Annotated in this window: 1 protein-coding gene and 1 pseudogene; both read left to right on the plus strand. The window is 42.8% G+C overall.

Annotation, left to right across the window (positions count from 1 at the left end):
* Nucleotides 1–468: pseudogene (locus ACFIKE_RS11665) on the plus strand (hypothetical protein); the annotation flags it as partial.
* On the plus strand, nucleotides 410–911 hold a 502-nt coding region (locus ACFIKE_RS11670; protein ID WP_375650108.1), incomplete at its 3' end, for a hypothetical protein. The pseudogene ACFIKE_RS11665 and the gene ACFIKE_RS11670, both read left to right, overlap by 59 nt.

Consider the following 911-nt stretch of genomic DNA (forward strand, 5'->3'; position numbering starts at 1 on the left):
ATTCACGAGCAAGAGAACGTTCCCAAAAAAGCAAAACGAGCGCAAGCTAATCGCGGTTGTCGATTGCCTGCGGATTTTGAACCCGATTACGATTTTGCCATTGCAGAGGGCTTGCCTCCAGAGCGCGTGAAAGTCGAAATTGCAAAGTTTCGAGATTTTTGGAAAGCCTGTGCAGGAAAGAATGCTATCAAACGTGATTGGCAAGCAACATGGCGTAACTGGGTGCGAAAGGCTATCGAGGGTTTAGAAAAAACGAAAAACACGAACAACAATGGTGGAAACAATGAAAATTACACTCAAAAGCAAAAAAGCATTGGGGAGCGTATCGCAGACAGTCTCCTTGATATCGGAAATCGAGGGTATTTTGAAACACATTCATGCGATGATACCTCCGAGCGGTCCGTTTGTTTTGAAGGATGGCAGCCAATTAACAAAACAACAGGAATCGATTGCTTTAGAGGCTGGTGATCAATTGCAAGAGCTCTTCGCAGTGAAAGCAGGTAAAGAGGATATAGCAAAAGCTATTCGCATGCTGTCGTGTGGTTTGAAAATAGCACAACAATCAGACCATGAGGGAATGGCGTTGACCTATGGAATGGTTTTGGAAAATGTCTCTGCATGGTCACTGATGACAGTGGTCAAACGGATTTTATGTGATGAAATAAATTGTTTATCCGATACGTTTTTTCCGAGCACGCGTGAATTTGTGAGGTTGTGTCGTGATTTGGAAAACGATCTTTTGAGAAAAGCCAATTTTGTACGCAATGCTGTTTTGAGATTCCGTGAAAAGGAGTTGAAAGAACAAGCAGAGAAAGAGCATTCAAGCCCCCTTACGGTTATTCACAAGCAAAAACTTGAAGAGACTCTAAATGGCATTGGTGGGATAATGAAACGCTTTAGTCCACAGCAAA

The sequence above is a fragment of the Bartonella sp. MU70NMGDW genome (assembly GCF_042194085.1).
In the GTDB taxonomy this organism is placed as follows: Bacteria; Pseudomonadota; Alphaproteobacteria; order Rhizobiales; family Rhizobiaceae; genus Bartonella; species Bartonella grahamii.